The sequence below is a fragment of the Sphingomicrobium sp. XHP0239 genome, assembly GCF_039555325.1.
GTDB classification, from domain to species: Bacteria; Pseudomonadota; Alphaproteobacteria; order Sphingomonadales; family Sphingomonadaceae; genus Sphingomicrobium; species Sphingomicrobium maritimum.
In genome coordinates this window covers 2,152,473-2,179,014 of the sequence record NZ_CP154608.1, presented here as the reverse complement: position 1 = coordinate 2,179,014, position 26,542 = coordinate 2,152,473, and the positions used below count along the sequence as shown (strand labels likewise).

General features: G+C 67.1%; 26 protein-coding genes. 9 read left to right on the top strand and 17 right to left on the bottom strand.

The features are described 5' to 3' along the window. Positions 1–86: 86 nt before the first annotated feature. Positions 87–278 (bottom strand): hypothetical protein, encoded by a 192-nt coding sequence (locus WJT74_RS11020; protein WP_343344819.1) that lies wholly within the window; start codon positions 276–278, stop codon positions 87–89. A gap of 100 nt (positions 279–378) precedes the next feature. Then, positions 379–1,674 carry a cation:proton antiporter gene (locus WJT74_RS11015; RefSeq protein ID WP_343344816.1) on the bottom strand — a complete coding sequence of 432 codons (1,296 nt, stop codon included), beginning with the start codon at positions 1,672–1,674 and terminating at the stop codon, positions 379–381. Between the two features lie 117 nt (positions 1,675–1,791). Between WJT74_RS11015 and WJT74_RS11010 the strand changes: the two genes are divergently transcribed. From WJT74_RS11010 to WJT74_RS11000, 3 genes are all read left to right on the top strand, one after another. Then, positions 1,792–2,163 carry a hypothetical protein gene (locus tag WJT74_RS11010; RefSeq protein WP_343344814.1) on the top strand — a complete coding sequence of 124 codons (372 nt, stop codon included), beginning with the start codon at positions 1,792–1,794 and terminating at the stop codon, positions 2,161–2,163. Positions 2,164–2,228: 65 nt separating this feature from the next. Then, positions 2,229–5,042, top strand: a complete 2,814-nt coding sequence (polA, locus tag WJT74_RS11005; protein WP_343344813.1) for a DNA polymerase I — start codon at positions 2,229–2,231, stop codon at positions 5,040–5,042. A gap of 21 nt (positions 5,043–5,063) precedes the next feature. Then, positions 5,064–6,611 carry a lipopolysaccharide biosynthesis protein gene (locus tag WJT74_RS11000; RefSeq protein WP_343344811.1) on the top strand — a complete coding sequence of 516 codons (1,548 nt, stop codon included), beginning with the start codon at positions 5,064–5,066 and terminating at the stop codon, positions 6,609–6,611. Between the two features lie 18 nt (positions 6,612–6,629). On the opposite strand, the gene purH is transcribed toward WJT74_RS11000, so the two are convergent. From purH to WJT74_RS10980, 4 genes are read right to left on the bottom strand one after another with little or no spacing between them, the layout of a single operon-like run. After that, a complete protein-coding gene (gene purH, locus WJT74_RS10995) occupies positions 6,630–8,216 on the bottom strand; it encodes a bifunctional phosphoribosylaminoimidazolecarboxamide formyltransferase/IMP cyclohydrolase (RefSeq protein ID WP_343348179.1) in 1,587 nt (528 codons plus the stop codon). An 11-nt stretch (positions 8,217–8,227) separates the two neighbouring features. Further along, positions 8,228–9,823: a heparinase II/III family protein gene (locus WJT74_RS10990; protein ID WP_343344808.1), complete on the bottom strand. Its 1,596-nt coding sequence runs from the start codon at positions 9,821–9,823 to the stop codon at positions 8,228–8,230. A 14-nt stretch (positions 9,824–9,837) separates the two neighbouring features. Further along, positions 9,838–10,494, bottom strand: coding sequence for a ribulose-phosphate 3-epimerase (gene rpe, locus WJT74_RS10985; RefSeq protein WP_343344805.1), 657 nt, complete (start codon positions 10,492–10,494; stop codon positions 9,838–9,840). A 17-nt stretch (positions 10,495–10,511) separates the two neighbouring features. Next, positions 10,512–11,768 carry an RsmB/NOP family class I SAM-dependent RNA methyltransferase gene (locus WJT74_RS10980; protein ID WP_343344802.1) on the bottom strand — a complete coding sequence of 419 codons (1,257 nt, stop codon included), beginning with the start codon at positions 11,766–11,768 and terminating at the stop codon, positions 10,512–10,514. Positions 11,769–11,796: 28 nt separating this feature from the next. Here WJT74_RS10980 and WJT74_RS10975 point away from each other — a divergent pair, with 28 nt between their 5' ends. Continuing rightward, entirely contained in the window at positions 11,797–11,964 is a 168-nt protein-coding gene (locus tag WJT74_RS10975) for a DUF1674 domain-containing protein (protein ID WP_343344800.1), read from the top strand. 3 nt (positions 11,965–11,967) lie between these two features. On the opposite strand, the gene WJT74_RS10970 is transcribed toward WJT74_RS10975, so the two are convergent. Continuing rightward, positions 11,968–12,954, bottom strand: a complete 987-nt coding sequence (locus WJT74_RS10970) for an NAD(P)H-dependent glycerol-3-phosphate dehydrogenase (protein WP_343344797.1) — start codon at positions 12,952–12,954, stop codon at positions 11,968–11,970. After that, positions 12,951–13,982 carry a tRNA (adenosine(37)-N6)-threonylcarbamoyltransferase complex transferase subunit TsaD gene (gene tsaD / locus WJT74_RS10965; protein WP_343344794.1) on the bottom strand — a complete coding sequence of 344 codons (1,032 nt, stop codon included), beginning with the start codon at positions 13,980–13,982 and terminating at the stop codon, positions 12,951–12,953. Before tsaD ends, WJT74_RS10970 begins: the two co-directional genes overlap by 4 nt. Positions 13,983–14,059: 77 nt before the next feature. Between tsaD and hemC the strand changes: the two genes are divergently transcribed. From hemC to WJT74_RS10940, 5 genes are all read left to right on the top strand, one after another. Continuing rightward, on the top strand, positions 14,060–14,974 hold the full coding sequence (hemC, locus tag WJT74_RS10960) for a hydroxymethylbilane synthase (RefSeq protein WP_343344791.1): 915 nt from the start codon (positions 14,060–14,062) through the stop codon (positions 14,972–14,974). Beyond that, positions 14,971–15,651 carry a uroporphyrinogen-III synthase gene (locus WJT74_RS10955; RefSeq protein ID WP_343344788.1) on the top strand — a complete coding sequence of 227 codons (681 nt, stop codon included), beginning with the start codon at positions 14,971–14,973 and terminating at the stop codon, positions 15,649–15,651. The genes hemC and WJT74_RS10955 overlap by 4 nt, the downstream gene beginning before the upstream one ends. Before the next feature lie 152 nt (positions 15,652–15,803). Next, on the top strand, positions 15,804–16,964 hold the full coding sequence (locus tag WJT74_RS10950) for a serine hydrolase (protein ID WP_343344785.1): 1,161 nt from the start codon (positions 15,804–15,806) through the stop codon (positions 16,962–16,964). After that, entirely contained in the window at positions 16,936–17,583 is a 648-nt protein-coding gene (locus WJT74_RS10945) for a prolyl hydroxylase family protein (RefSeq protein ID WP_343344783.1), read from the top strand. The genes WJT74_RS10950 and WJT74_RS10945 overlap by 29 nt, the downstream gene beginning before the upstream one ends. Continuing rightward, complete coding sequence (locus WJT74_RS10940; RefSeq protein ID WP_343344781.1) at positions 17,583–18,380, top strand: inositol monophosphatase family protein; 798 nt, start codon at positions 17,583–17,585, stop codon at positions 18,378–18,380. The genes WJT74_RS10945 and WJT74_RS10940 overlap by 1 nt, the downstream gene beginning before the upstream one ends. On the opposite strand, the gene WJT74_RS10935 is transcribed toward WJT74_RS10940, so the two are convergent. The 9 genes from WJT74_RS10935 to WJT74_RS10895 are packed head-to-tail and all read right to left on the bottom strand — an operon-like array spanning position 18,299 to position 26,323. Further along, a complete protein-coding gene (locus tag WJT74_RS10935) occupies positions 18,299–19,498 on the bottom strand; it encodes an NAD(P)/FAD-dependent oxidoreductase (protein ID WP_343344778.1) in 1,200 nt (399 codons plus the stop codon). The two genes, WJT74_RS10940 and WJT74_RS10935, sit on opposite strands and share 82 nt — an antisense overlap. Positions 19,499–19,512: 14 nt before the next feature. Beyond that, a complete protein-coding gene (gene hisIE / locus WJT74_RS10930; RefSeq protein WP_343344775.1) occupies positions 19,513–20,115 on the bottom strand; it encodes a bifunctional phosphoribosyl-AMP cyclohydrolase/phosphoribosyl-ATP diphosphatase HisIE in 603 nt (200 codons plus the stop codon). Next, positions 20,112–20,879, bottom strand: coding sequence for an imidazole glycerol phosphate synthase subunit HisF (gene hisF, locus WJT74_RS10925; protein WP_343344772.1), 768 nt, complete (start codon positions 20,877–20,879; stop codon positions 20,112–20,114). Before hisF ends, hisIE begins: the two co-directional genes overlap by 4 nt. Beyond that, positions 20,866–21,588 (bottom strand): HisA/HisF-related TIM barrel protein, encoded by a 723-nt coding sequence (locus tag WJT74_RS10920; RefSeq protein ID WP_343344769.1) that lies wholly within the window; start codon positions 21,586–21,588, stop codon positions 20,866–20,868. The genes hisF and WJT74_RS10920 overlap by 14 nt, the downstream gene beginning before the upstream one ends. Next, entirely contained in the window at positions 21,585–22,169 is a 585-nt protein-coding gene (hisH, locus tag WJT74_RS10915) for an imidazole glycerol phosphate synthase subunit HisH (RefSeq protein WP_343344767.1), read from the bottom strand. The genes WJT74_RS10920 and hisH overlap by 4 nt, the downstream gene beginning before the upstream one ends. After that, positions 22,166–23,815, bottom strand: coding sequence for a histidinol-phosphate transaminase (gene hisC, locus WJT74_RS10910; protein ID WP_343344764.1), 1,650 nt, complete (start codon positions 23,813–23,815; stop codon positions 22,166–22,168). Before hisC ends, hisH begins: the two co-directional genes overlap by 4 nt. After that, positions 23,812–25,104 (bottom strand): histidinol dehydrogenase, encoded by a 1,293-nt coding sequence (gene hisD / locus WJT74_RS10905; protein ID WP_343344762.1) that lies wholly within the window; start codon positions 25,102–25,104, stop codon positions 23,812–23,814. Before hisD ends, hisC begins: the two co-directional genes overlap by 4 nt. After that, positions 25,101–25,988: an ATP phosphoribosyltransferase gene (gene hisG, locus WJT74_RS10900; protein ID WP_343344760.1), complete on the bottom strand. Its 888-nt coding sequence runs from the start codon at positions 25,986–25,988 to the stop codon at positions 25,101–25,103. The genes hisD and hisG overlap by 4 nt, the downstream gene beginning before the upstream one ends. After that, entirely contained in the window at positions 25,985–26,323 is a 339-nt protein-coding gene (locus WJT74_RS10895) for a YerC/YecD family TrpR-related protein (RefSeq protein WP_343344757.1), read from the bottom strand. Before WJT74_RS10895 ends, hisG begins: the two co-directional genes overlap by 4 nt. Between the last annotated feature and the right edge of the window lie 219 nt (positions 26,324–26,542).

Sequence of the window (26,542 nt, the reverse complement as noted above, 5' to 3'; positions counted from 1 at the left end):
GCATCTCCTTGGTGATGCCCATGATTTTGCATGGAAGGTCGCCAGCGACTTTGAGCGCGGTCAAAATCGCTGCGAAAATTCGACCCTCAATCCACCGCGTCGTGCATCGGCGGTAGGCCCATCGTGCCCGTCCAGCCGCTCGGCGCGCGAATTTCGACGCGCAGGTCGCCGCGTTCGTCGTGGGCGCGGTCGATGGCTTCGAGCAGATCGTTCGACGCGATCGTCTTGCCGTCGATCAGTTCGCTGCCCTTGAAATAGAAAAGGTGAAATTCGTTCATCGTCTCGCCACGCCCATCACTGTTCGGATAATCCGCAGACATAGCGACGGGTTGCGACGGCTTGATGAATATCAGGCGCATTTACGCCCAGCGGTGCGCCTCACCAGTTCTCCCGTGCGCCGGCGTCCTCGGTCCGTTCACAATCGTCGCCTTCTTCCTCTTCGCGGATGAGGTCGAGACGGTTCAGCAGCATCGGCATGGTGATCCCCTGCACAAAGATGCTGAACGCGACGACGAGGAACGCCGCCGAGATGATCTCCGCCCGTTCGGGCACGACCGCAGGGATCGACAGGGCCAGCGCGAGGCTGAGGGCGCCGCGAAGGCCGCCCCAGAACATCACATGCTTGTATTTCCACGGCATCGCGAGCTTTGTCTTCGCCCAGCCGAGGGTCAGCGGATAGATCGCCACCGCGCGCCCGGCGAGCGAGAGCAAGGTCGCCACCACGGCCACCGGAATGGCGGCGATCAGGGTCGGGCTCGCCTCGCCATCGCCGATCAGAATGAACACGAAGCTGTTGGCGAGAAAGGCGGCATAGTCCCAGAAGCTGAGGACCGCCTCGCGCCCCTCGTCGCTGATCGACCCCACCCAGCCGACATTGCCGACCAGGATCCCCGCCGCGACCGTCGCCAGCACGCCCGACATGCCGAGATGCTCGGCCGCGAGAAAGCTGCCGTAGGCGGCCAGCACGGTCAGCGATATCTCGACCAACTTGTCCTCGGTCCGCCCCGCGATCAGCAGCAATCCGCCCCCGACCAGCAGCCCGACGATGACGCCGCCGCCGGCGATCCGCGCCACGTCGAGAGCGACCGTTCCCGCGCCGATCCCCTCGGTCCCGCCCGCCAGCGCCACGCCGACGAGCAGCGCGAAAATGACCGCCGCCACCCCGTCGTTGAGCAGGCTTTCGCTTTCCACGAGCAGGTGCAGGCGATGGTCGACCTTGTTCTCCTTGAACGTCGCGATGACGCTGACGGGATCGGTCGCGGCGATCAGCACGCCGAAGAAGGCCGCGCCGAGCCAGCCCCAGCCGACGAGAAAGTGCATGCCGACGGCGACCAGCGTCGCGGCCGCCATCACCCCGACGGTCACCAGGCTCAAGAGGAGCGGCAGTTCGCGGCGCAGGTTCTTCCATGGGATCTGGATTGCCGCTTCGAACAGGAGCGGGGGCAACAGCAGTTCGAACACCAGCGCGGGGGTGAGCTGAAGATCGACGCCGATCGGAGTCAGCGCGATTCCGAACCCCGCGATCACCAGCCCGACCGAATAGGGCAGCCCCAACCGCCGCGTCGCGATCGCCACCAGCGTGGCGACAAAGATGACAAGGCCAAGCGTCGTGAAATCCACCGGCGCATGCCCGCCTTCGAGACCAGCGGCGAGAAGGATGGCGGGATCGATCATGGCGACAGGCTATCCACCCCCCGCGCGGCCAACGCAACCGTCCGCCGCCGCATGTTCGGGACGGAGGGCGGGACCACATGCCTTGCTTTTATCCATTTTGGAGGTAATTCTGCCGCCATGCGTATCTCGGTCCTTCTCCCCGCCCTCGCGCTCGCGGTTTCCGCTTGTGCGACCACGCCCGCATCGTCGCCGATGCCGATGCTCGTCGACATCGATACGACCGCGCCGGGCACCTATTACTATGTGGATGATGCGGGGAACGAGGGGCGCTTCGTTGCGCGCGCCGACGGCAGCTATGTCGAATATCTGGGCGCCGAGCAGGTTGCGACCGGCACCTGGAACCTCGAGAATGGCAACAAGTGCTTCGATCCGTCGGACGAACTGGCGGCGGCAGTCTGTTACGCGGACGGCGCGCGGCAGGTGGACGGCAGCTGGCTGTCGACCGGTTGCGACGGACTGACCTACACGATGCGCTACGAAGCGCTTTAGACCGCTTCGACGAACGCGCGGTGAACGGGCATGGCAAGCGCCGCGCTTGCTGCTAAGACCCTCCGATGGCCGACCAGCCCCATCTCTATCTCGTCGACGGCTCGAGCTATATCTTTCGCGCCTATCACGTCCTTCCCCCGATCACGAACAAGGAGGGCACGCCCGCGGGCGCGGTCTATGGCTACACAGCGATGCTGTGGAAGCTCGCCGACCAGCTCAACCAGGATGACGGACCCAGCCATCTGGCGGTGATCTTCGATGCGTCGAGCAAGACGTTCCGCAACGAGATGTACGCCGATTACAAGGCCAATCGGCCGCCCCCGCCCGAGGATCTCGTGCCGCAGTTTCCGCTGGTCCGAGAAGCGACGCGCGCCTTCTCGCTCCCGTGCATCGAGGAAGAGGGGCTGGAGGCCGACGACATCATCGGCTGCTATACCAAGGCCGCGGCGGATGAGGGCTGGAAAGTCACGATCGTCAGTTCCGACAAGGACCTGATGCAGCTGATCGAGACCCGCGACAACGGCGCCGACGTCGACATGCTCGACACGATGAAGGACAAGCGCATTCGCGCCGAGCAGGTCGTCGAGAAGTTCGGCGTCGGGCCCGAAAAGGTCGGGGACATGCTGGCGCTGATGGGCGACAAGATCGACAACGTCCCGGGCGTTCCGGGCGTCGGGCCCAAGACCGCCGCGACGCTGCTCGAGGAATATGGCGATCTGGAAGGCATCCTGTCGAATCTCGACAAGATCACGAAGCCGGCACTGAAGCGGAACCTAACCGAGCATGAGGAAGCAGCGCGCCTGTCGCGACAGCTGGTCGAATTGAAGTGCGACGTCGATCTTCCCCAGCCGCTCGACGAACTCAAGCTCGACGGCATCCCCGCCGACCCCTTGCGCGATTTCCTCGAGGCGCAGGGGTTCAAGCGGCTGCTCGAGCGGATGGGCGGCGGATCGAAGACCTCGGCGGAACGGGGGGTCGCGGGCGAAGTGGGCATCAGCGGCGGAAGCGCCGCGCCCGCCGATCCGCCCGAACCCGTCGAGATCACGGTCGACCGCTCGAAATACGAAACGATCACCGACGCCACCGACCTCGAACGGTGGGTCCAGGCGATCCGCCACGTCGGCTATTGCGGGTTCGATACCGAGACCGACTGCCTCGACTGCATCACCGGCAATCTGGTCGGATTGAGTCTTGCGGTGGGCGACGACGTGGCCTGCTACATCCCGATCGGCCACGGCAGCGAGGATCTGCTCGGCGAGCGACCCGACCAATTGTCGAAGGACGTCGTGCTCGCCGCGTTGAAGCCAGTGCTCGAGGACGATGCCATCCTCAAGATCGGGCATAACATCAAATACGATCTCGCCATGATGGCGCGCGAGGACATCGTCGTCGCACCTTATGACGACACGCTGGTGATGAGCTTCGACCTCGACGCGGGTCGCGGGCTCGCGGCGCACGGCTTGGACGCACAGGCCAAGTCCGCGCTCGGTCACACCTGCATCAGCTTCAAGGAGATTTGCGGCACCGGCAGGAAGCAGATCGGTTTCAACGAAGTGCCGCTCGACAAGGCGACCGAATATGCCGCCGAGGATGCCGACATCGCGCTGCGGCTGTGGAAGCGCCTCAAGCCGCGCCTCGCGCCCGAGCGGGCGACGCAGGTCTACGAGCGCGTCGACCGCCCGATGCCCGCCGTCCTGTCGCGGATGGAGCGACGCGGGATCAAGGTCGACCGCGAAGCGCTGGCGGCGCTGTCAAAGCAGTTCGCGCAGGACATTGCGGGGTTGGAGAAAGAGATTTTCGCGAAGGCCGGCGAAGAGTTCACGATCGGCTCCCCGCAGCAGCTTGGCAGCATCCTGTTCGAGAAATTGGGCGCGACCGGCGGGCGCAAGGGCAAGAGCGGCAACTATTCGACCGATCAGAACGAGCTGGAACGGCTCGACCGCGAAGGCTTCGACGTCGCGACGCAGGTCCTCGAATGGCGCCAGCTGACGAAGCTCAAGAATACCTATACCGACGCGCTGCAGGCGCAGATCAACGATACGACGGGCCGCGTCCACACGACCTACAGCCTGTCGGGCGCGCAGACCGGGCGGCTGTCGTCGAATGACCCCAACCTTCAGAACATTCCGATCCGTACGCCCATCGGCGCCAAGATCCGCGACTGCTTCATCGCCGAACCGGGCCATGTCCTGCTGTCCGCCGACTATAGCCAGATCGAACTGCGCCTCGCCGCGGAGATGGCCGACGTTCCCGCGCTGAAGGATGCCTTCCAGAAAGGCGAGGACATTCACGACCGCACGGCGACCGAGCTGTTCGGCGAGGTCAACAAGGACACGCGCGGCAAGGCCAAGACGGTCAATTTCGCGATCCTCTACGGCATCAGCGCCTTCGGGCTCGCCAACCGCCTCGACATCGAGCGCGACGAGGCCAAGTCGATCATCGACGCCTATTTCGCGAGCTTCCCCGAAATCCAGAATTTCATCGCCCGCACGCTGGCGGACGCGAAGGAGCGCGGGTTCACGACCACTTTGTTCGGACGAAAGACGCACTTCCCAAACATACGGTCGAAGATGCAGAACGTGCGCGCGGGGGCGGAACGTGCGGCGGTCAACGCCCCCATCCAGGGCACCAGCGCCGATCTTATCAAGCGCGCGATGGCGCGCATGGACAAGGCGCTCGCCGATGCGGGCCTGTCCGACGTGCGGATGCTGCTCCAGGTCCACGACGAACTGCTGTTCGAAGTCCCCCAGGGCAAGGAGGAAGCCGCAGCCGCGGTCATCAAGCCGATCATGGAGCAGGCGGCGAGCCCTGCCCTGACGCTGGACGTGCCGCTCGACGTCGAGGTCGGTTGGGGCGCGAACTGGGGCGCGGCGCATTGATCGTGGCGGGGGGCAGGATCGTTGACTAGCGCGGGCCACCGGCCAGCCGACGGCGGCAAGGGCGACCTCGCCGCGCTGGCGCGGGGCGGGCGGATCAATTTCTTTGGCTTCGTGCTGCGGCTGCTCGCGCGGATCCCCTTCCTGTTCATCGCGGGCCGCTTCTACGGTGCCGAGGCGATGGGGCGTTTCGCCTTCGCGCTGATCGTGGTCGAGTTCGCCGCACAATTGTCGACCCTCGGCCTCAAGCGCGGCCTCGCGCAGCAGCTCAGCGCCGCCAAGGACCCCGACGATCATGCCGACATCGTCTGGGACGGGCTGGTCGTGGCGATGATGGGCAGCCTTGTCGCGATGAGCCTCTTGTTCGTCTTTCCCGAAATCATGTTTCGCGGCGATGCGCCCCGCGGGCTTGAGAAATGGCTGCCGCTGACGGTTCTGGCACTCGCGTGGACCGAAATCTCGCTCGCCGCCTGCAATTATCGCCACAATATCGCCGCCACGGTGCGCAGCCGCGCGATCGTGGAGCCCTGGACCATCTCGATCGTGGCGTTCGGCTGGGCGTTCGTGAACACCGACGACGGGCTGATCGTCGCCTATGTCGCCTCGATGGGCGGCGCGCTGCTGACCGCGCTCTGGCCTTTCGTTCGCAGCTACGGCCTGCCGCGCCCGCAATGGCGCCCGCATCCGACGAAGCTGTCGAAAATGGCCTATCGCAACCTGCCTGTCGCCGCCGCCGACGCGACCGAATGGGCCAGCCGCCGTCTCGACCTGTTTCTGCTGGGCTTCTTCTTCTCCGAGGCGATCTACGGCATCTACTGGGCCGCACAGCAGGTCGCCTCGCTTCCCAGCAAGCTGAAGACCAGTTTCGAACCCATCATGGGACCCGTCATCAGCCAGAACGTCGAAGCCAAGAACTACACCGCCGTCGCGCAGCAGGTGCGTCAGGTCGGCTTCTGGATCATCGCCGCGCAGGCAGGCATCGGGCTCGCGCTCGGCCTTCCGGCGATGGCCGTGATGAACCTGGTCGGCGAGGAATTCGGGTCGGGCTACGTCATCCTGTCGGTTCTGCTCGCGGCCGAGGTCGTCGCTGCGATGGCGGCGGTGTCGGACGCCGCGCTCATCTATCTGGCGCGCCACCGCAACATGATCATCGGCTTCATCATGCTGGCGATCCAGGTCGGCGCGGGCGTCGCCGCCATCTTCGTCCTGCGGTCGCTGGGTTACCCGCCCGAGGTGCAGGCCGCGGGGGCCGCCATCGGGCTCGGCATCGCGCTCGCCTTCGCGGCGCTGGCCAAGGCGTGGCTTCTGTCGGGGATCGTGAATGCGCCCGTGTCGGGCTGGCGCTGGCCGCTCGTCTGGGCGGCGCTGGCGACGGTGCCGCTGGGCTATCTCGTCACGTTCCTGCGCGACGCCGGCCAGCTTGCGATCGGCGTGCCGGCGATCCTCCTGGTCTTCGGTCTCGTGATCTGGCGCTGGGGCTTCGGCCCCGAGGATCGCGAGCTGTTCAAGATGGGCAAGGGCGAAGAGCCAGAACTCCCCGCCCCGGGCACGGGGGGATCGACCCCGACCTGATCCGCCTGGCCGACCGCCCTAGTGGTTGAAGTGGCGCATTCCCGTGAACACCATCGCCAGCCCGGCATCGTCGGCGGCCTTGATGACTTCATCGTCGCGGATCGAGCCGCCCGGTTGGATCACGGCCGTGGCCCCCGCCTCGGCGGCGGACAGCAGACCGTCGGCGAAGGGGAAGAAGGCGTCGGAGGCAACGGCGCTTCCGATCGTCCGTGGCTCGTCGAAGCCGTGCGTTTCGGCCGCCTCGCGCGCTTTGATGGCCGCGATACGCGCGGAATCGCGACGGTTCATCTGCCCCGCGCCGATCCCCGCGGTCGCGCCGTCCCTCGCGTAGACGATGGCGTTCGATTTGACGTGCTTGGCGACCGTCCAGGCGAACAGGCAGTCGGCCAGTTCGCGGTCCGTCGGTGCGCGCTGGGTGACGACGGTAAGATCGTCCTCCGTGACCTGTCCGACGTCGCGGTCCTGGACCAGGATGCCGCCCGCGATCGGCTTCATCACCTGGCCGGGTCGCGTGGGGTCGGGCAGATCGCCCGTCAGCAGCAACCGCAAATTCTTCTTCTTGGCGAACACCGCCTTCGCGGCATCGTCGGCGTCGGGTGCCACCACGACCTCGGTGAAGATGTCGGCGATCGCGCGCGCGGTCGCTCCGTCGAGGGTGCGGTTCACCGCGACGATACCGCCGAACGCGCTGACGCTGTCGCATTGCAGCGCATCGGTCCACGCCCGCTCCAGGCTGTCGGCTCGCGCGACGCCGCAGGGATTGGCGTGCTTGACGATCACGCAGGCCGGATCGCCGTCGCGAAATTCGCTGATCAGCCGATAGGCGGCATCGGCATCGTTGAGATTGTTGTAGGACAACGCCTTGCCCTGGACCTGTTCCGCCGCCGCGAGGCCGTCGGGCGCGCCCTGCGGAAGGTAGAGCGCCGCCGCCTGATGCGGGTTTTCGCCATAGCGTAGTTCGTCGGCCTTGGTCATCGCGAGGGTCCGGCGCTCGGGGTAGGCTTCGCCCAGATCGGCGTGCGCGAACCAGCCCGCAATCGCCGCATCGTAGCTCGCCGTCAGCGCGTAGGCCTTGGCCGCGAGCATGGTGCGGAATTCCTGCGTCAGCCCGCCGTGGCCTGACAATTCGCCCGCCACCGCGTCATAATCGGCAGGGTCGGTGACCACCGCGACGCTGGCATGGTTCTTCGCCGCCGATCGCACCATCGCGGGCCCGCCGATGTCGATATTCTCGATGATCGTGTCGCGGTCAGCGCCCGACGCCACCGTCCGTTCGAAGGGATAGAGGTTGATGACGACCATATCGATGGGGCCGATGTCGTGCGCCTCCATCGCCGCGAGATGATCGTCCTTGTTCCGCCGCGCGAGAATGCCGCCGTGTACCTTGGGGTGAAGCGTCTTCACGCGCCCGTCCATCATTTCAGGAAAACCCGTCAGGTCGGAAACGTCGCGCACCTCGTGCCCCATGTCGCGCAGTGCCTTGGCCGTCCCGCCGGTCGACACCAGTTCGGCGCCATGATCGGCCAGCGCCGCGGCGAGCGGCCCCAGACCTTCCTTGTCGGAAACGGAAAGAAGGACGCGGCGGATGGGCTGATGGTCGGCGATGGGAACGGCTCCTAGCTGGAACGGCGGAATTGCCAGTGGACGGTCGCGCCCTCCTTGCCCGCTGCCGCCCGAATGACAAGCTGCAAGCATTTCAAAGGCCGCCCCGCGGCATTGATGACGAGGCTGTCCTCGATCCCGAGCGTGCCGCCGTCACAGCGGAACTGCCACGGCGGTGACTGGGCGGGGCGCAGGAGCGCGCCCTTGCCGTCGGCGGTCGGGCTCGCCTCGATCCCCGGCGCGAGATGGAAGCGGATCGCGAAGTCGCGCGACGGGCGACGCAGGCGACGGCCCTGCGGTTCGAGCGTGTCGGCGCCGGTGACGAGCTTTCCGGTATCTTCCAGCGTCACGTCGCGCCGGTGCGACAGGCCGAAGCGTCTGACATAGCCCATATGCTCGGCCGACATCGCGCTCTTGCCGTCGCCTTCGCGCCGATCGACCGGAACCTCGCGGATCACGGGCTGAAGCGTGCCGGTGTCGGTGATCGGGCTGCTGTCCGCCTCCGCGATGATCAGTGTCGAGTGGGCTGCCGATCCCCGCAGACCGGCGGCAAGGATCGGCGGCAGACGTCCCGGCTCGTCCGCACCGCCGCCGCAGCTCATCACAAGGCGCTGTTCGCCGTCGGACAGTTCGATAGCGAGCGTCGAGGCGTGCGCGCCGCTGGCATAGGGCGCTTCGGGCGGCGGCGCGGCGTCCATCTGCACCGTGGTCCCGAGCGCGGAGAGACGATGATACCCCCACCCCCGCGACTCGCGGAGCGGGCGGGCGCGCATTCCGCAGCCATCGACGATGGCGTTCAGGGTCTGCGGATCGCCGGGGTTGCCGCCCTGCCAGCTGGCGAGGCCGCCGTCTCCGTGCCGTACCCCGTGCAGCGCCGCGAGTGCGGCAGCGGCCGCTTCCTCCAGCGCGTCGGGGAGCGATTGCTTGGCCGCGAAATAGGCCGCGCGGGTCAGTCCCAGCCGATCAACCAGCAGCGCCTGTTCCCACGGGCGGCGGCTCTTCAGTCCGCCGTCGTCATGCTGGCCCTGTGCCAATGCACGCATCAGCCCCGCCTCGCAGCGGGCGACCCGCGGAACCTTGCCATCCATTGTGAGGCTCGCAGCCGTCAGTCCCGCCCAGGCGGTGATGCGGGGAAGGCCCTGAGCGGCCTTGTCGGCCTCTTGCTCCAGATGCCGCGCGCCGCGCGCCATCGTATTGAGCATGGAGCGGCGATAGGTCGCATCCTGTCCCGAGAGGACGAAGGGCGCATAGGCCGTCCAGAAGAGCAATCGTTCCCCGAGCAGCGCGGGCGCCCACGCGGCGTCGGGGCGATCGCCGTGACGCATCAGCCAGCGTCGCGCCACCGCCTCGCCCAGCTTCGCCCCTTCTTCGCGGCCTGTCGCAGCCGCAAGATCGCGGAGCCATGCGAACGAATGAAGCAGCCGAACGATCGGGCGGTCGAGCGAGTGATCGGCGAAGTCGAGGCCCTTCAGTTCGAGCGTCTCGCCGCGGTGATGAAGACGTCCCCGCATGAGGGCCGCCCCGATGTCGCGGTCGCCTTCGACATGATCGCGCGGCACGGCGGCAAGGCGCAGCGGTCGGCGCCCCTTGCCGATAAGCCACGACAGCATACCGCCTTCGCCACTCATCCCGAGCGTTTCAGGGCGGCGATATTGTCGGCATAGGCATCCGGCCCGCCGCGGAATACCGCGGTCCCGGCGACGAGCGCGGTCGCCCCCGCATCGATGCAGCGCGGCGCGGTATCGGGATCGACCCCGCCGTCGACCTCGATGTGGAAATCGAGACCGCGTTGCTGCTTGAGCTGCGCGATGGCGTCGACCTTGCGCAACTGCCCCTCGATGAACTTCTGCCCGCCGAACCCGGGATTGACGCTCATCACCAGGACGAGGTCGGCCAGTTCGAGAAGATAGTCGATCGCCTCGACCCCGGTACCGGGGTTGATGACGATCCCCGCTTTCTTTCCGAGGCTGCGGATCTGCTGGAGGGTGCGGTGGGTATGCGCGCCCGCCTCGGGATGGACGGTGATGATATCGGCGCCCGCCTCGGCAAAGGCTTCGAGATAGGGGTCGACCGGCGCGATCATCAGATGGACGTCGAACGGTTTTTCGGTGTGCGGGCGGAGCGCCTTCACCACCGCGGGACCGATGGTGATGTTGGGCACGAAATGGCCGTCCATCACGTCGACATGGATCCAGTCCGCGCCGGCGGCATCGATGGCGCGGACCTCTTCGCCGAGCTTCGCAAAGTCGGCGGACAGGATGCTGGGGGAGATGATGGTCATGGGGTCGATGTCTGCCTTCAATCGCCAGCGCGAACAAGGTGCGCGATGAAGAAGCCGTCGAGACTGCCGGCATCGGCGAGCGCGCCGGGGAGGATACGGAGCCATCCCTCCTCGGTCGGAGCGACCGCGTCGACGGGCACGTGGGCCGGTTCGATCCGCCAGCCGGGCGTGCGGTCCAGAAAGGCGACCATCTGCTCTTCCCCTTCTTCGGGTTCGAGCGAGCAGGTGGCGTAGACGAGACTTCCTCCCGGACCCGTCAGCCGCGCCGAGGCGTCGAGGAGCGAGGATTGAAGCGCCGCCATCTCGGACACGATCCCCGGACGGGCGCGGTAGAGCACCTCGGGATGACGCCGGAAGGTGCCGGTGGCGCTGCACGGCGCGTCGAGCAGCACGGCATCGAACGGATCGTCGCGGTGATGGCGAAGGTCGTGCGCCACGATCCGTGCCGACAGGTCGGTGCGCGCGAGATTTTCCTCCACCACGCGCAGTCGCTTCGCCGACAGGTCGAGCGCGGTGACGTCATGCCCGGCCGCGGCGAGCTGCATCGTCTTGCCGCCGGGCGCGGCGCAGGCATCGAGCACGCGGCGAGCGGAAGAAGGGATCAGTCGCGCCGGTAGGCTGGCGGCGAGATCCTGTACCCACCAGCCGCCCGCGTCGAAACCGGGCAGGCCGGTGACGGCGTCGCCGCTCGTGACCCGGCGGTGGAGGGGGGCGAGGGACGGACCCTCGGGCGCTGCCGCATCGGCGTGCTTGAGGCTGATGTCGAGCGGAGGGCGCTGGCCCACCATCATGCGCGCCGCAGTGATGACGTCATCGCCCCAGTGCGCCCACCGTTCTTCGATCGCCGCGGGAAGGCGGGGCGTATTGAGCGGGGGTAGGTCGGACTTCAGCAGACGCGACAGGACCCCGTGGACCAGCCGCCGCGGTCCGCCCGCCACCTGCGGCAGCGCGGTTGCCACCACTGCATGGTCGGGCGTTCCGAGAGCGATCCGCTGCGCCAGGGCCATGCGCAGGACCATCCGTGCCTTCGCATCGTCGGGCAACGGCCGGTCCATGACCGAATCGATGAGTGCATCGAGATCGGACAGCCGCCGCAGCGTTTCGCCCGCGATCGCCAGCGCCAGCCCGGCGTCGGATGGCGGCAGCCCGCGCGTCGCATGATGCGCGGCATGATCGAGCGTCTCGTCGCGGCGAAGGACGGCGTCGAGCAGCTTGAGGGCAGCGGCGCGCGCGACGGTGCCCTCGCCGCTACCGTCATTGGAAGGTCTTGGCATGCCCCCTCCTAGCGCCCATCTTGGTCCTATGAAACGCCCCAAAAAACTCGATCCGCCGGAGCATCTGTCTCCCTCGCCGCCCGTGCCGGAGCCCGAACCGGTGGAAACGCCCGACGGGCCCGAGGGGGAGAAGGACAAGCCCGACCCCACGCGTTACGGCGACTGGGAGCGCAAGGGCATCGCCTGGGATTTCTAGAAGCTAGACCGTTTCGGCCCGCGGCGGGCGCGACAGCATGTTCTCGAGCGCCTCGTCGATCCCGAATTCCCCTGAGAGCAACGCCGCGACGATCGATACGATCGGCATGTCGATGTCGCGCTCTTCGGCGATCCGGGCCAGGACCGGGGCGGTATGCGCGCCCTCCGCGACGGTGGTGCGATCGGCCATCAGCGCCGCCGCATCTCGACCCTCTCCGATCGCCTTGCCGAGCGAGAAATTGCGGCTCGACGTCGAGGTGCAGGTCAGGACCAGATCACCAAGACCCGACAGACCCGCGAGCGTTTCCTCGCGCGCGCCGACGGCCGCACCGAAGCGTTTCATTTCGGCGAACCCGCGCGCGATCAGCGCGGCCCGCGCATTCTGACCCAGTTGCTTGCCGTCGACGATGCCGCAGGCGATCGCGAGCACGTTCTTGATCGCGCCGCCGACCTCCGCCCCCGCCACGTCGTCGGTCCAGTAGAGGCGGAATTCGGGGCGGACCAGCCGGTCGTGCAGGGCCTTGCCGAGCGTTTCGTCCTCGCACGCCAGCGTCGCCGCGGTCGGCAGGCCCTGTGCGACCTCGTGCGCGAAACAGGGGCCCGAGAGCACCGCGATGGGCGAGTCGCCGCAGACGTCGTTCGCGACATGATGCAGCAACTGCCCGGATTTCTCCTCGATCCCCTTCGAACACAGGACCAGCGGCATGCCCGGACAGGGCGCCCGGCCGAGGACGGCGCGCATGTGCTGCGCGGGGGTGACCACCAGCCAGGCATCCGCGCTCGACAGGTCGCTGAAGTTCGCGGTGGCGCGAATGCTCGGCGAAAGCGGAATATCCTTCAGATAGACGGGGTTCTGGTGGATGCGGTTGATCGCGACCACGACATCGTCCTCGCGCGCCCACAGCAACACTTCCTTGCCGTCGGCGGCCGCCATCTGGGCCAAGGCCGTGCCCCAGGCGCCGCCCCCTACTACCGCGATCTTGTCGATCATGCCTTCACTCCTGCGCCGCGAACCTTTTCCGCCGCCGTGTCGAGCGGCCAGCGGGCGCGGGCCGGCGTATCGAGCGGATCGACCCGCCCGGCCGCAAATCGTTCCGCCCCCGCCCAGCCGATCATCGCCGCATTGTCCGTGCACAGCCAGCCGGGCGGCACCGAAAAGCGGCGGCCCTGTTCGTCGGCCAGGGTCTGGAGCGCGCTTCGGACCGACTGGTTGGCCGCAACCCCGCCCGCAACGACGAGGCTGGGCGCGTCGCTGTCCTCGAGCGCGATCCGGGTGCGGTCGACGAGGCAGTCGACCACGGCGGCCTGGAAACCGGCGGCGATGTCGGCGGGGCGATGATCGCCCGCCTCCACCGCCCGCTGCACCGCGCTCTTGAGTCCGGCGAAGGAAAAGTGCGGCTCTCCCGATCCCACGAGCGGGCGGGGAAAGCGGATCGCCTGCGGATCGCCCTCCTTCGCCAGCATCTCGATCGCGGGGCCGCCGGGATAGCCGAGACCCAAGAGCTTGGCGGATTTGTCGAACGCCTCGCCCGCGGCATCGTCGATGGTCGTGGCGAGGCGGCGGTAATCGTCGACCCCGCGAACTTCGAGCAACTGGCAATGCCCACCGCTGGTCAGCAGCAGGAGATAGGGGAAAGCGAGGTCGGGATCGGTCAGGCGCGGGCTGAGCGCGTGGCCTTCGAGATGGTTGACCGCCACGAACGGCTTGCCTGCGCTCAGCGCCAGCCCCTTCCCCGCCAGCAGGCCGACCATGACGCCCCCGACCAGCCCCGGCCCGGCGGTCGCGGCGACGGCGTCGACGTCGGCAACGGTGATCGCCGCCTCCTGCAACACCTGGCGCACCAAGCCCGGCAGTACCTCGACGTGCGCGCGTGCGGCGATTTCGGGGACGACGCCGCCGAAAGGGCGATGGCGTTCGGCCTGTCCGACGACGGTCTGCGCGAGAATTTGGCGGTCCGACGAGACGATCGCCGCCGCGCTGTCGTCGCACGATGATTCAAGGGCGAGGATCAGGGCCATGCCCGCGTTCCCTAGCGGCACCGGGGGGCCAAAGGCCAGCACTTGTGCGCGGGCTTGTCGGCTGTCATCCCACGCCCATGACACTTCGCCTCGGCACACGCGGCTCGCCGCTCGCCCTGATCCAGGCCGAAATGGTCCGCTCCGCTTTGCTTGCCGCCCATGGCTGGCCACGAGAGCGGGTCAAGATCGTCACGATCAGCACGAAGGGCGACCGCAACCGCACTGCCCCGCTCACCGAAATGGGCGGCAAGGCGGTGTGGACCAAGGAACTCGACCGCGCGCTGATGGCGAGGGAAACCGATCTGTCGGTGCACAGCATGAAGGACGTGGAGAGCGAGCGGCCCGAGGGCGTCGGAATCGCCGCATTGCTGCCGCGCGAGGACGTGCGCGACTGCCTGATCGGCGCGGACCGGATCGAAAGCCTCCCCCAAGGGGCGCGGATCGGGACCGCTAGCCCGCGACGCGCGGCGCAGATGCGCGCTCTGCGTCCCGACATCGTCACCGACCTTTTGCGCGGCAATGTCGCGACCCGCATCGCCGCAGTGAGCGAGGGACGGTTCGACGCGACGCTGCTGGCGATGGCGGGGCTGAACCGGCTCGGCCAGACCGGCGTCGGCACCCCGGTCGATATCGACACCTTGCTCCCCGCGCCCGCGCAAGGAGCGATCGGGGTCGACGCACGATCGGACGATGCGGAAACGCGGGAGATGCTGGAAGCGATCGACCATGGTCCGACGCATGGCGCGGTCGCGCTGGAACGGGCGTTCGTGCGGCGGCTGGGCGGCGATTGCCATTCACCGGTCGCGGCACTGGCGGTGCCGACGGCGGAGGGGCCGTACCGGTTTCGCGCAAAACTCTATTCGGAGGAAGGAAGCGAAATGGTCGAGGCAGAACGACGGTTCGAGGCCGGCGACGAGGAAGGCGCGGCGGCGCTTGCCGCGGAAATGCTCGACGACGCGCCTCCCTCCATTGCCAGCCTGTTCGCGGCATGAGCCGGCCGGTCGCCATCCTGCGCCCCGAGCCGGGTGCCAGCCTGTCGGTCTCCCGCGCGGAGGAATTGGGGATCGACCCCATCCTGAAGATTCCGCTGTTCAAGGTGCGGCCCGCCGACTGGACCGCCCCCGACCCCGACCGGTTCGACGCCATTTTGATGACAAGCGCCAATGCGGCGCGGCAGGGCGGCGATGAACTGGAGGCGCTGCGTACATTACCGGTGCACGCGGTGGGCCAATCGACCGCCGCGGCGGCGCGGGCGGCGGGACTGATGGTCGATCTGGTCGGATCAGGCGGGATCGACGAGCTGCTCGAACTCGTCCCGCCCGACAGCCGCCTCCTCCACCTCGCTGGGGCGCATCGCCGTGCGCCGTCGAACGTGTCGCAGACCATCGTGCCCCTGACGGTCTATACCAGCGTGGCCCGCAAGGAACCGGCGGGCTTCGATTCGGTCCGCGGCGCGGTCGTCTGCCTCCATTCGCCGCGTGCCGGGAAGCGGTTCGCCGAAATGGTCGACGAACGCGCCATGGACCGGGGCGCCATTCACGTCGTGGCGCTGAGCGACGAGGTGGCAGCGTCGATCGGCGAGGGCTGGGAAGCGGTCGATGTCGCCGCCGCTCCGAACGATCGCGAGCTGCTGGGGCTGGCCCGCAGCCTGGCCAGATCGGACCGCTAGGCCGCCTAATTTCCCTATTTGCCGATGAACGGTGAGAGAAATACGCCCAACCGAGAAGCTAATCGATTCATCGTCCGGACAGGCGCTGTTAAGGCTTGGTTTGCTAGTTAAAACACAAGCGAAATTAGGGGGATAGGGGAAGACTCTCAGGTATGACAAAAGTGGTTGCAAAACTGGCGCTTGGCGGCGCCCTCATCATTTCTTCGGTCGCAAGCGCGCAGCTGATCCAGGACGAGCGCGTCGATGTCCAACCGCAACCCGCACCGGTCCGCGTCGATCCCACAGAGGCCGACAACGATGCCAACATCGCTCGGCCCAATGTTTCTTCTTTCGAAGTCACCCTTCCGCCGCGCACCACGGCCCAGACCCCGGCCCATGTCGCCCAACTCAATGCCAAGATCCTCGAGCGCGTTCGCAGCTTCAACGGCGCGAGCGGCATCGCGGTCAAGTCGATCGACGGCGACTGGGAAGCGGGCTGGCAGACCGAACGTCTATTCCCGCAGCAGTCGGTGAGCAAGCTGTGGGTGACGATGACGATGCTCGACTATGTCGATCGCGGGCAGATCGACCTCAATCGCCGCGTCACGTTCGGGCGTGACGACGTCACGCTGTGGTCCGCGGCCACCGCTTCCAAGATCCTTGCGGGCGGATATTCGCGCACGCTCGACAATCTGATGTTCGATGCGCTGACCAAGTCGGACAACCACGCCAACGACAAGATCCTTCGCACCGTCGGCGGACCCGATGCGGTTCGCCGCCTGATCCGGGACAAGTCGCTGGGCGCGATCCGCTTCGGCGATGGCGAACGCGAGATGCAGGCGCAGATCGCGGGGCTGAGCTGGAACCAGAGCTACGCCTACAACAACGGCTTCAACCGTGCGCGCTCTTCGCTCCCCGCCTCGGCGCGCCAAGCGGCCATGGATCGCTATATCGAAAATCCGTACGACGGTGCCGCCCCGATGGCGATCGCCAGGGCGCTGGCGCGGCTCGACCGCGGCGAACTCCTCTCGCCCGCTTCGACCGCCAAGTTCCTGACCACGATGGGTCTGACGTCCACCGGACGTCTGCGAGTCCAAGGCGGACTCCAGCGCGGTTGGGAATGGGCCCACAAGACCGGCACGGGACAGAATTTCCGCGGCCGGGTCGGGGGGCTGAACGATGTCGGCATCCTGACCGCGCCCGACGGATCGCGTTATGCGCTTGCCTTTATGACCTGTCCCAATGCTACGGATGGCAGCGCGCAGGAACTGATGCGCGACGTCACACGGATGGTGATCCAGCATCATGAGCAGTACGGCCGCCAGACAACCTAGTCCCGTTGCCGAGCGGCTGATGGGCCGCGACGGTGTCCAGAAAATTCCCACCACGAAGGCGGAAATTTTCGTCGTCCGGGACTTCATGGACGCGGCGGAATGTGCGGCGATCTGCGAATTGATCGACGCCAAGCGCCGTCCCTCGAGCATGGCCGACCATGACGGCAAGGACGATGCCTACCGCACGAGCGAGACCTGCGATCTCGACGAGAGCGACGCGCTCGTGGCGGCCATCAATCGCCGTCTTTCCGACCTGCTCGGCATCGACGATGTGCACGGCGAGGAAATCCAGGGTCAGCGCTATGCCGTGGGGCAGGAATTCAAGCCGCACACCGACACGTTCAATCCGGGGAGCGCGGATTATTATGTCCATACCGCCGACAAGGGACAGCGAACCTATACGGCCATGCTGTTCCTGAACGAACCGGAGGCGGGCGGCGCGACGCGGTTCAAATCGTTGAACAAGACGATCCCGCCCGAGCGGGGCAAGCTGCTCGTCTGGAACAATCTCAAGCCCGACGGTCAGCCGAACGACTTCACGCTCCATCAGGGGATGAAGGTGCGCAGGGGCACCAAATACATCATCACCAAATGGTATCGCGAAGTGCGGGGCCGGTAATGGACCGCGCTTTCTTCGAAAAATTGAGCGCCGCCGCGCGCCGTGCCATCGCGAACGTGGCCGACCTAGTGCCCGACAACAAGGACAAGGCGGGTTTCGATCCCGTCACCGAGGCCGATCGCGCCGCCGAACGGGCGATGCGCGACCTCATCGAAGTCCATCATCCCGATGACGCCATCTGGGGCGAGGAATATGGCTGGTCGCGCGAGGGCGCGACGCGCGTCTGGAGCCTCGATCCGATCGACGGCACCCGCGCCTTCATCTGCGGCCTCCCCAGCTGGGCGGTGCTCGCGGGGGTGATCGACGACGGCGCGCACGTGGCGGGCATGATCGATCTGCCCGACATCGACGCGCTCTATGTCGGGGACGCGGACGAAGCCACGTTGAACGGGAACCCGATCCGAACGAGCGATTGCACCGATCTTGCCTCGGCGAAGGTCGCGACGACCGATCCCTATCTGTTCGACGCCGACGAGCGATCGCGGTTCGAGCGGTTGCGCGATGCAGCGCGGCTGACGCGATTCGGGATGGATGCGATGGCCTTTGCCAAGGTCGCTTCGGGCGAACTCGATCTCGCCACCGACACGGGCCTGAAACGCCACGACTACGACGCGCTGGTCGCAGTGGTGCGCGGCGCGGGGGGGCATGTCGGAAACTGGTCGGGGGGCGACGATCTGTCGGGGGGTGACGTCATCGCCGCCGCAAGCGAGGCCCTCTACGAACAGGCGGTGGAAGCGCTATCCCAAACGGCCTGCCCTGCCGCCCATCCCGACGCCCAGGCCCACTGGAAATTGTAGCCGCCGAGCCAGCCGGTGACGTCGACCGCCTCGCCGATGCAGAACAGGCCGGGCACGCGCTTCGACTCCATCGTTTTGGACGACAGTTCGTCGGTCGAGATGCCGCCGACCGTCACTTCGGCCTTGGCGAACCCTTCGCTGCCCGACGGCACGAAGCGAAACTCCGACAGCTGCCGCTCCGCCGTTTCGAGGGCTGCATCGCCGTGCCCCTGCAACGGGCCCCAGAGTCTCATCCGCTCTTCGAAAGCCTTCGCCAGTCGTTCGGGCAGCTCTTCGCCGAGCACATGCGCCACCGGACGGTTGGGCGTTTCGCGCTTGGCATCGCGCAGCCAGCCAGAACGGCGGTCGGGGAAGAAATCGACGAACACTGCCTGTCCGTTTCGCCAGTAGCTGGATGCCTGCAGCACCGCCGGCCCCGATAGGCCCTTGTGGGTGAAGAGCGCGGCCTCGGCGAACGTCGGCCCGCTCTCGGCGCGCATCTCGACCGGTGCGGCGACACCCGACAATTCGCGGAACAAGGCCTCGTCACCCGACAGCGTCAGCGGGACGAGCGCGGGCCGCGGTTCGATGATCTTGAGACCGCACGAGCGGGCGAGGTCGTAGGCGAAGGCGCTCGCGCCGAGCTTCGGAATGGACAGCCCTCCCGTCGCCAGCACCAAGCTGTCCGCCATCGCGCGCCGTGCACCCATGTCGGCGATGAAGGCGTCGCGGTCGCGTTCGATCGTCGCGGTCTCGCCGAACGCGAAGGTGACGCCGCCCGCGCGGCATTCGTCCATCAGCATCCCCACGATCTGCTTCGCCGAGCCGTCGCAGAACAATTGCCCGAGCGTCTTTTCGTGCCAGGCGATGCCGTGCCGATCGACCAGCGCGATGAAGTCGGTCGGCGTGTAGCGGCGCAGCGCCGACTTGGCGAAATGCGGGTTCTGGCTGAGATAATTGCGCGGATCGGTGTGCAGGTTGGTGAAATTGCAGCGACCGCCGCCCGAGATCAGAATCTTGCGGCCCGGCGCGTCGTTATGGTCGATCAGCAGCACCCGCCGACCGCGCTGACCTGCGACCATCGCCGTCATCAATCCCGCGGCGCCTGCTCCCATCACGATGACGTCGAACCGTTCCATCGGAGGGCCCTAGGTCAGCCGTGGCGTCGCTTCAACTCGTCGGTGACGTCGCGAAGGGTGAGATCGCTCGCCTTCAGCAGTACGAGCAGGTGATAGAGGAGGTCGGCCGCCTCGTTCTTCAACTCGTCCTGGTCGCCCGCTGTCGCGGCCAAAGCGGCCTCCACGCCTTCTTCGCCGACCTTCTGCGCAATGCGCTTGACGCCCTTGGCAAGAAGGCGCGCGGTGTAGCTGTCGTCGGGATCGGCCGCGGCGCGGTCGGCGATGACGGCCTCCAGTTGCGCCAGGAAATGCGGGGCGGTGTCGATGCCGAAGCAGCTGTCGTCCCCGGTGTGACAGGTCGGCCCTTGCGGGTGCGTCAGGACAAGCACGGCATCGTGGTCGCAATCGGCATGAACCGACCGGACATGGAGGGTGTTGCCGCTGGTCTCGCCCTTCACCCAGAGGCGCTGTTTCGAGCGCGAGAAAAAGGTGACCCTGCCGGTCTGGACGGTCGCCTCGAGTGCGTCGCGATTCATGTAGCCGAGCATACGGACGCGGCCGCCGTCGGCTTCCTGCACGATGGCGGGGACGAGGCCGTCCATCTTTGCCCAATCGAGTATGTCGGGGTCGAACGTCATCGCCGCACCTCCAATCCCTGCTCGTCGAGATAGTCCTTGAGATCGCCGATCGCGATCCGCCGGTCGTGAAACACGCTTGCCGCCAACGCGCCCGAACAGCCGACCTCGAACGCCTGTTGGAAGTGTGCCGGTTCACCCGCACCGCCTGAGGCGATTACCGGCACGTCGACCGCCGCGCACAGCGCCTCGAGCTGTTCGAGGTCGTAACCTTCGCGAACGCCGTCGCGGTTCATGGCGTTGAGGACGACCTCGCCCGCGCCGCGCTCCACCCCTTCGCGCGCCCAAGCGAGCGTCTCGCGCTGGGCGTCCTGCATCTGATCGGGACGTCCGGTCAGCGCCTTCACCCGTAGCGCGCCGTCATCGTCGGTGAAGCTGTCGATGCCCAGCACGACGCATTGTCGACCGAAGGCATCGGCGAGGCGGCCGATGAGTTCGGGATCGCGCAGCGCAGGCGAATTGACGCTGACCTTGTCGGCGCCCGCGCCCAGCACGGCGGTTGCTTTCTCCACGCTCGTGATCCCGCCCGCGACGCTGAACGGAATGTCGATGACCGCGGCAACCTTGTGGACCCACTCGATATCGACGCTGCGACCGTCGGCGGAGGCAGTGATGTCGTAGAAGACAAGTTCGTCGGCGCCCTCGGCGGCGTAGCGTTCCGCATTTTCGACGATATCGCCGATCACGCGGTGATCGCGGAACCGGACGCCCTTCACGACCTTGCCGTCGGCGACGTCGAGGCAGGGGATGATCCTAGCCGCGGGCACGGGCGACGCCTTCCGCGACGGTGAACGCGGTTTCCCAGATCGCCTTGCCGACGATCGCCGCAGTGACGCCCGTTTCGCGCAGTGCATCGAGATCGTCGAGACGGGAGACCCCTCCGGATGCCTGGACCTGCTTGTCGGGCCAATTGCCGGCCAGCTCACGGTAGAGGGCGACGTTGGGACCTTCCATCATGCCATCCTTGGCGATGTCCGTGACGAGCAGATGGCGGACGGTCGGGAAGCGGCTCAAGACGTCGGTGAGCGACTGGCCGCTGTCCTCCGCCCAGCCGTGACGCGCCACCATCGGCACGCCGTCCTTCAGATTGACGTCCAGTGCGAGGGTGATCCGGTCGGGACCGTAGGTATCGAGGATCTGCGCGAACTGGTCCGGCTCGTTTACCGCGAGGCTGCCGATCACCACCCGAGCCGCACCGCCATCGAGCAATTGCTTCACATGCGCGCCGCCGCGCACGCCGCCCGCCACCTGCAGCGGCAGAACGTCGGTTAGCGTGGCGATGAAATCATGCTGGCGGGGCAGTTTTTCGCGCGTTCCGTCGAGATCGACGACGTGCGCCATCGTCGCCCCCGCCTCGCGGAAGGCGGCGAGCGCCTCGGCAGGGGTGGGGTCGTAATCGGTGCGGCGATCGAAATCTCCTTGGCTCAGCCGTACCGGCCGGTTGTCCATGAGGTCGAGGGCGGGCAGCAGTTTCATAGCGCGAGAAAGGCCTTCAGGAAGTTGGCGCCCGGAGTGGACGAACGTTCGGGATGGAATTGCGCGCCCCAGAAGGCTGCCTCTCGCACGATCGCCGGAAGAGGGCGCCCATAGCTCGCGCAGGCGGCATCGGCTGCGCTGGAGGGACAGGCGAAACTGTGGGCGAAATAGACATGGTCGTCGTCTTCGAGGCCGAGCGCCGGCCGGACGTCCTCGAGCCGCGTCCATCCCATGTGCGGGACGGGGCGCCCGGGTGCGGCGTCGAGCGCGCGGACGCGTCCGGGGAGAATGCCGAGCAGGGGACGCTGCGCTTCCTCGGAGCTTTCGAACATCAATTGCATGCCGACGCAGACACCGAGCGTGGGACCCGTGCGGTTGCGAAGGACGTCGTCGAGCCCCGCATCGACCAGTTTCTCCATCGCATAGGCCGCATTGCCGACGCCGGGGAGAATCACGCGCTCGGCGCTGGCGACCACGGAAGGATCGCGTGTTCGCTCCGCCTCCACGCCCAGCCGCGCGAAGCCCAGCCGGACCGATTCGACGTTGCCATAGTCGAGGTCGATCAGCGCGAGCGCGGTCACAGGCTGCCCTTGGTCGAGGGGATGCCGCCGCCGCCGCCCGTCCGGAGGCCCTGACGGAGCGCGCGGCCGAACGCCTTGAAGGCCGCCTCGGTCTTGTGATGGTCATTGTCGCCATCCACCCGGACGTGGATCGCCGCGCGCATACTGTCGGCGAGGCTGCGGAACACGTGCGGGGTCATTTCGGTCGGATAGTCCCCCAGGTGGCTGGCCTCGAACTGGCCGGTGAACTTCGCGAAGGGGCGGCCGGACAGGTCGACGAGCACTTCGGCGCTCGTTTCGTCCATCGGAAGAGCGAAGCCGAACCGGCCGATCCCGGCACGATCGCCCAGCGCCCGGTCGAGCGCGGCGCCAAGCGCGAGGGCGACATCCTCGATCGTGTGATGAGGATCGATGTGGGTGTCGCCGGTACAGGCGAGTTGGAGCCCGAACCCGCCGTGACTGGCGACCTGGTCGAGCATGTGATCGAAGAAGCCGATCCCGGTGTCGATGTGGCGGGTCGGTTCGGCGGCGTCGAGATCGACTTCGACGGCGATGCGCGTTTCCTTTGTGTCGCGGGTGAGCGCGGCACGGCGTGCGGTCGCGGGTCGATCCTCGACGCCGAAGACCGCGAGGAGCGCCGCATTCTCGGCGTCGGTGCCGATCGTCACCCGGACCCCGCCGGGCGCAGCATTGGGGCGAAAGCGGACCTTCACGGCCGCGGCGGCGAGGCGTTTCGCCAGATCGCCGGGGTCGGCGACGACCAGGAAGAGATAGTTGCCGCCTTCGTAGAGTGCCTCGACCTCGTCCACGGTGCGGAGCTTCTCGGCCACCGTCGCACGATCGGTCAGCAGCCGCTCGACGCGCGCGCGGTGGAGCGGCATGCGTTCGGGCGCGAGCGCCGCCATCGCCGCCTCGATCGACGGCTGGGGCAGCGGATAGGGAGGGGAAACCCGGGCGAGCCAGTCGACGATGGCGGGATCGGCGATGGCGCATCCGATCCGCGCACCCGCCAACCCGTAGGCCTTCGACAGGGTGCGCAGGACGACGAGGTTGGGAATGGTGCCCGTCTCGGCGGCGAGGCTCGGGGCGTCGGCGAACTCGCCGTACGCCTCGTCCGCCACGACCAGCGTGTCCGGAAGCGCGTCGCACAGATCGCGGACCTGCTGCGGATCGACGGGCGTACCGGTCGGGTTGTTCGGGGTGCAGAGGTAGAGGATCTTGGGCGCATCGCCGTCACGACACACTCGAAGAACCGCCTCGGGATCGAAGGCAAAGTCTTCGCCGAGGTGCGCCGCATCCACCCGTGCGCCCTGGATTCGGGCGAACTGAGCGTAGGCGGAGAAGGTCGGCTGGACCACCACGATCCGGTCCGTTCCGGGCCGCAGGAAGGCGCGACTGAGAAGATCGATGGCGTCGTCGCTGCCGCGACTGACCCAGAGATGGTCGGTGGAGACGCCATACAGATCAGCCATCCGCCGGCGCAGCGCCGCGGGCTGCGGTTCGGGATAGCGGTTGATCGTCTTGCCCCCCGCCAGCGGTTCGAAGGGATTCTCGTTGGCGTCGAGCCGCACCGTTCCCGGGACCGGGGCGCCCGCCAGGTCGACGGAGGGCAGATCGGTGAGATCGGGGCGCACGAGCCGCGCGGCGAGGTCGGTCGCGGCACTCATTCTGCGGGCTCCTTTACCTTTGCGGCGCGAAGATCGGCGGCGCGCGCATGGGCTTCGAGACCCTCGAGCCGCGCGAGGGTGGCGGCGACGGGGGCGAGGCGCGCCGCGGTTGCCTCGTCCATCGTCTGGAAGCTGACGGCCTTCAGGAAGCTGTGAACGGTCACGCCGCCGGTATAGCGCGCGGCACCGTCGGTGGGCAGGACGTGGCTCGATCCGGCGAGATAATCGCCGAAGGTCTCGGCAACCGCGCCGCCGACGAACACCGCGCCAGCATCGGAGACTGCAGCGGATAGCTGGACGGCATTGTCGCACGCGATCGATAGATGTTCGGGAGCGTAGGAATTGGCGATCGCGACCGCCTGGTCGAGATCGGCGCACTGGATCGCACGAACGGGCGCGAAATCCCCACCGATCGCCGCCTTCTGCCGGTCGACTGCCGCCATGACGTCATCGATCAGGGTTCGTGACGGCGAGACCAGCAGTGCCTGTGCATCGAGATCGTGTTCGGCCTGGCTGAGCAGGTCGGCGGCGACACGTTCGGGATCGGCGGCATCGTCCGCGATGACCAGCAGTTCGCTGGGACCGGCGGGAAGGTCGATCCCCGGGCCACCGGGCAAGCTAGACACGAGCGCCTTGGCGGCGGCGACCCAGGCGTTGCCGGGTCCGCAGATGCGCGCGACCGGCGCGATGTCTCCGGCCCCGAAGGCCAGCGCGGCGATCGCCTGCGCTCCGCCGACGGCCCACACATGCTCGATCCCGCACAGATCGGCGGCAATGGCGAGCGCGGGATCGAGTTCGCCGTCGAACCGCGGCGGCGTCACGACCGTCAACTGTCCGACCCCGGCGACGCGAGCGGGGATGGCGAGCATCATCAGGGTCGAGAACAAGGGCGCCCTTCCGCCGGGGACGTAGAGTCCCGCGGTGCGGAGCGGGGTCCAGCGCTTCTCTACCGTCAAACCGGCGGTGGTTTCGACCCGAACGTCGGCGGGGCGGCTGGCCTCGTGGAAGCGCTGGATGTGATCGCACGCCATTTCCATCGCCGCGATCGCTTCGCGGCCGAGAGTCTCGCGCGCCGAGTCGAGTTGCGGAGCGACCGCGACCCGCTCGGGCCGGCGACCATCGATGTCGAGCGCGATGTCGGTCAGATCCTGCCATCCGCCGCTGCGCACCCGTTCGACGATCGAGGCCACCTGCGCTCGCAGATCGGCATCGTCGCGGCGAGCCGGACGGGCGAGCGCGGTGCGGCGAGCGGCGTCTTCGGCGCGGGTCCAGTCGAAGATCTCGCTCACAGCATCATCTTTTCGATCGGCATGACGAGGATGTCGCGCGCGCCCGCCTTCTTCAGCGCCTCGAGCGTTTCCCAGAAGACCGATTCCTGACAGACGGCCTGCACCGCGACCTGACCATCCCTGCCGAGCAAGGGCATGACCGTCGGCGCGTCCGAGCCGGGGAGGATTCGGGTGATCTCCGCCAGCGCCTCTTCGGGAGCGTTGAGAACGATATACTTGCTTTCGTTGGTCGCGATCACGCCGTCGATCCGCGTCGTCAATGCATCGGCGCGATCGGCCTTTTCGCCCAGCAGATCGGCGCCGGTACGGACGAGGACGGATTCCGATTCGAGGATCGTGTGGACGGGGCGCAGCCCGTTGGCTTCCAGCGTCTGGCCGGTCGAGACGAGGTCGCAGACATAGTCGGCAATGCCGAGCCGCGGGGCCAGTTCGACCGCACCATGCATCATCACGACTTCGGCATCGAGGCCCTGATCGTCGAGGAACTTGCGGGTCAGGAGGGGATAGCTGGTGGCGATCCGCTTGCCGGCGATATCGGCAATCTCGAACTGTTCGTCGTCGGGCACGGCGATGCGCAACGAACAGCCGCCGAAGCCCAGCCTGGCCAGCACCTCGACATCCTCGTTGGCCGGATCGCGTCGATATTCCTCGAGCACGTTCAACCCGACGATGCCGAGATCGCAGACGCCGTCCCCGACCAGTGTCGGAATATCGTCGTCGCGGACGAGCATGAGATCGAGCGGGAAATTGGTGGCGCGGGCGGTCAGCTGTCCCTTGGAAGAACGGACCTTGATTCCCGCCGCCTTAAGCAGCGCATTGGAGGCCTCGGCAAGACGACCCGATTTCTGGATCGCCATGCGAAGGCGGGTCATGGTGGTGGTCACGATGGTGTTTTCCCGTTGTTCAGTCGTTCGAGCGTCAGGCGATAGCCGCCTGCATCGCCGCCCTTGAGGAAGCGGGCGACGCGGGTGATGGTGGTGGTGGAAACGCCGGTGACGTCGTGAATCTGACGGTAGGTCAGCGAGCCGTCCGCCAGCAGCCGTGCGACGTGCCACCGTTCGGCCATCGCGGTCAGTTCCGCGGGGGTGGTGAGATCGTCGAGCAGGGCCGCGATCTCCTCCGCCCGGTCCAGTGAGGCGAGCGCCACCGCGAGCCGCCCGATCGACTCGGCGAGCGACTCTCTTGCATCGAGTTCGCGGATTTCTGCGGTATCCATCATTCTTTGTTCCAGCGTGTTAAAACGATGCGACGGAGGTAGTAGCGCGAGACCCAGATGACAACCCCGGACTTTCGGACATTTCGATGAAGACGATCGACGTTGAGATGCAGAAGCGCTTGACAAGTTGGATCGCGCGCCCATCCTTAGGGGCATGTCGAAAACGACCCGCCTCGTCCGTTCCGCCCCCGCTGCGATGCAGTGGTGGTGGCGTTCGTCCTG

Excerpts from the sequence above, each read along its gene's own strand:
- WJT74_RS11020 (WP_343344819.1), bottom strand. The coding sequence starts at position 278 with ATGAACGAATTTCACCTTTTCTATTTCAAGGGCAGCGAACTGATCGAC.
- WJT74_RS11015 (WP_343344816.1), bottom strand. The coding sequence starts at position 1,674 with ATGATCGATCCCGCCATCCTTCTCGCCGCTGGTCTCGAAGGCGGGCAT.
- WJT74_RS11010 (WP_343344814.1), top strand. The coding sequence starts at position 1,792 with ATGCGTATCTCGGTCCTTCTCCCCGCCCTCGCGCTCGCGGTTTCCGCT.
- polA (WP_343344813.1), top strand. The coding sequence starts at position 2,229 with ATGGCCGACCAGCCCCATCTCTATCTCGTCGACGGCTCGAGCTATATC.
- WJT74_RS10990 (WP_343344808.1), bottom strand. The coding sequence starts at position 9,823 with ATGCTGTCGTGGCTTATCGGCAAGGGGCGCCGACCGCTGCGCCTTGCC.
- rpe (WP_343344805.1), bottom strand. The coding sequence starts at position 10,494 with ATGACCATCATCTCCCCCAGCATCCTGTCCGCCGACTTTGCGAAGCTC.
- WJT74_RS10980 (WP_343344802.1), bottom strand. The coding sequence starts at position 11,768 with ATGCCAAGACCTTCCAATGACGGTAGCGGCGAGGGCACCGTCGCGCGC.
- WJT74_RS10975 (WP_343344800.1), top strand. The coding sequence starts at position 11,797 with ATGAAACGCCCCAAAAAACTCGATCCGCCGGAGCATCTGTCTCCCTCG.
- WJT74_RS10970 (WP_343344797.1), bottom strand. The coding sequence starts at position 12,954 with ATGATCGACAAGATCGCGGTAGTAGGGGGCGGCGCCTGGGGCACGGCC.
- tsaD (WP_343344794.1), bottom strand. The coding sequence starts at position 13,982 with ATGGCCCTGATCCTCGCCCTTGAATCATCGTGCGACGACAGCGCGGCG.
- hemC (WP_343344791.1), top strand. The coding sequence starts at position 14,060 with ATGACACTTCGCCTCGGCACACGCGGCTCGCCGCTCGCCCTGATCCAG.
- WJT74_RS10955 (WP_343344788.1), top strand. The coding sequence starts at position 14,971 with ATGAGCCGGCCGGTCGCCATCCTGCGCCCCGAGCCGGGTGCCAGCCTG.
- WJT74_RS10950 (WP_343344785.1), top strand. The coding sequence starts at position 15,804 with ATGACAAAAGTGGTTGCAAAACTGGCGCTTGGCGGCGCCCTCATCATT.
- WJT74_RS10945 (WP_343344783.1), top strand. The coding sequence starts at position 16,936 with ATGAGCAGTACGGCCGCCAGACAACCTAGTCCCGTTGCCGAGCGGCTG.
- WJT74_RS10940 (WP_343344781.1), top strand. The coding sequence starts at position 17,583 with ATGGACCGCGCTTTCTTCGAAAAATTGAGCGCCGCCGCGCGCCGTGCC.
- WJT74_RS10935 (WP_343344778.1), bottom strand. The coding sequence starts at position 19,498 with ATGGAACGGTTCGACGTCATCGTGATGGGAGCAGGCGCCGCGGGATTG.
- hisIE (WP_343344775.1), bottom strand. The coding sequence starts at position 20,115 with ATGACGTTCGACCCCGACATACTCGATTGGGCAAAGATGGACGGCCTC.
- WJT74_RS10920 (WP_343344769.1), bottom strand. The coding sequence starts at position 21,588 with ATGAAACTGCTGCCCGCCCTCGACCTCATGGACAACCGGCCGGTACGG.
- hisC (WP_343344764.1), bottom strand. The coding sequence starts at position 23,815 with ATGAGTGCCGCGACCGACCTCGCCGCGCGGCTCGTGCGCCCCGATCTC.
- WJT74_RS10895 (WP_343344757.1), bottom strand. The coding sequence starts at position 26,323 with ATGATGGATACCGCAGAAATCCGCGAACTCGATGCAAGAGAGTCGCTC.